The organism is Micrococcus sp. APC 4021, assembly GCF_030407635.1.
Classification (GTDB): Bacteria; Actinomycetota; Actinomycetes; order Actinomycetales; family Micrococcaceae; genus Micrococcus; species Micrococcus luteus.
Map to the genome: position 1 here is coordinate 2084 of NZ_JASDCZ010000165.1, position 1827 is coordinate 3910.

The 1827-nt window shown below is 70.8% G+C and carries 2 protein-coding genes; one reads left to right on the forward strand and one right to left on the reverse strand.

Going from position 1 to position 1827, the window contains the following annotated elements; all coding sequences use genetic code 11:
• Positions 1-1228 (reverse strand): FAD-dependent oxidoreductase (locus tag QL983_RS10690; RefSeq protein WP_290152937.1); only part of this gene is annotated, 1228 nt, incomplete at its 3' end.
• Between the two features lie 56 nt (positions 1229-1284).
• Between QL983_RS10690 and QL983_RS10695 the strand changes: the two genes are divergently transcribed.
• The gene (locus QL983_RS10695; RefSeq protein WP_036382791.1) at positions 1285-1674 is read left to right on the forward strand and encodes a heavy metal-responsive transcriptional regulator; all 390 of its coding nucleotides are present in this window, start codon (positions 1285-1287) and stop codon (positions 1672-1674) included.
• The last annotated feature ends 153 nt before the right edge of the window (positions 1675-1827 follow it).

Sequence of the window (1827 nt, forward strand, 5' to 3'; positions counted from 1 at the left end):
GGGTGTCGCGGTTGACGATCGCGCGTGGGACGTGCGCGAGTGACAGGACACGGCTGTCGTAGCGGATCCCGGCAGCGGAGGCCTGCCGTTCGGTCATCCCGACGGCGGCCAGGGCGGGGCTGGTGAACACGACCCGGGGCAGGTGGCGGTAGTCGACCTCGAGGCCGGCGCCGGTGAGGGCGTTGTCGGCGACGAGGGCGCCGTGGGCCGCGGCGACGTACACGAACTGACGGTGGGCGGTGACGTCACCGGCAGCCCAGACGCGCGGGTTGGTGCTGCGCAGATGGCTGTCGACGACCACCTCGCCGTGGTCGCCGGTGCGCACGTCGACGGTGTCGAGACCGAGCGTGGCGGTGACCGGGCGGCGCCCGGTGGCGACGAGTACCTCGGCCGCCCGGAGTTCCTGTGAGCCGTCAGTGGTGGTGGCAGTGACCGTGACCTCGCCGGTGGCCGGGTCGCGGCGGACCGCGCTGGGCACCGCGCCGCGGATGATCTGGATGCCTTCGTCCGTGAAGATCTCATCCAGGGCGGTGGACGCCTCGGGTTCTTCCTGGGACGCCAGCCGTGAGCGGACCAGCATGGTGACCCGGACGCCGAGCCGAGCGAAGAGCTGGGCCTGCTCCATCGCGACGTAGCCGCCGCCGATGACCAGCAGCGACTCCGGGACGTGGTCCAGTTCCATCGCGGTGGTCGAGGTCAGGTAACCGGCCTCCTGCAGGCCGGGGACCGGCGGCGCCCAGGGCCTGGAGCCGGTGGCGATGAGGTAGTGCGCGGCCCGGACCGTCTCCACCGTGCCGTCAGGGCCGGTGACGCGCAGTGCCGGCTCGCTGGGTGTGCCGACGAACGTGGCGTCCCCGGGGTGGAGATCCCATCCGTACTCGGTGGCCAGGTCCAGGTACTTCTCGCCACGCAGTGACCCGACGAGCCGATCCTTGCCGGCGATCAAGGCGGGCATGTCGACCGGCCGGACTTCGGGGAACGGCAGGCCGGGGAACCGGGAGGCGTCGAGTGTGACGTGGCGGGCCTCGGCGGTCGCGAGCAAGGCCTTGGAGGGCACGCACCCGGTGTTCACGCAGGTACCGCCGACGGTGCCACGCTCGATCATCACCACCCGTCTGCCGAGGTTGGTGGCGCGGATCGCGGCCGCGAACGCCGCCCCACCGGACCCGATCATTGCCAGGTCATACGACCTGCTGTTAGCCGTTGCCGTCATGAACTCCTCCTTCATCGCCCTCAGGATCGACCTTCCAGTGCACTGGAAGGTCAAGGGGGAGAATGAGTGGCATGCGGATCGGTGAGGTGGCTCGGGCGTCGGGCACGACGAGCAAGACCCTGCGGTACTACGAGGAGGTCGGGCTGCTACCCGCCGCGGACCGCACCCCGGCGGGCTACCGGGACTACGGCGCCGAGGTGCTCGACCGGCTGGACTTCATCCGCCGGGGGCAAGCGGCCGGGCTGACCCTGGCCCAGATCGGTCAGGTGCTGGACATCCGCGACCGGGGGCAGGCCCCCTGCCGGCACGTCACCGACCTGCTCGACACCCGCCTTGATGTGATCGACCGGCAACTCGCCGAGCTCGCGCAGCTACGCACCACGATCGCCGACCTGCGCGAGGACGCCGCCGCCGGCGACCCGGCCACGTGCTCCCCCGAGGATGTCTGCCGCTACCTGTGACACCGAAGTTCACGGGCCCGTGGCAGCGCATGGCGGCCCACTCTGTTGCGTTGGGGTGTTAGACCTTTCGCAACGGTTCTGTTGCGCGGGGTGCACCCTATCGCGACGCCTATTCCTCCGGCCTGCCGTCGGCCGCTGTCCCGGTGAAGGATC

What these genes read in the sequence shown, in the direction of transcription:
- QL983_RS10695 (WP_036382791.1), top strand. Translation starts at nt 1,285, where the DNA reads ATGCGGATCGGTGAGGTGGCTCGGGCGTCGGGCACGACGAGCAAGACC.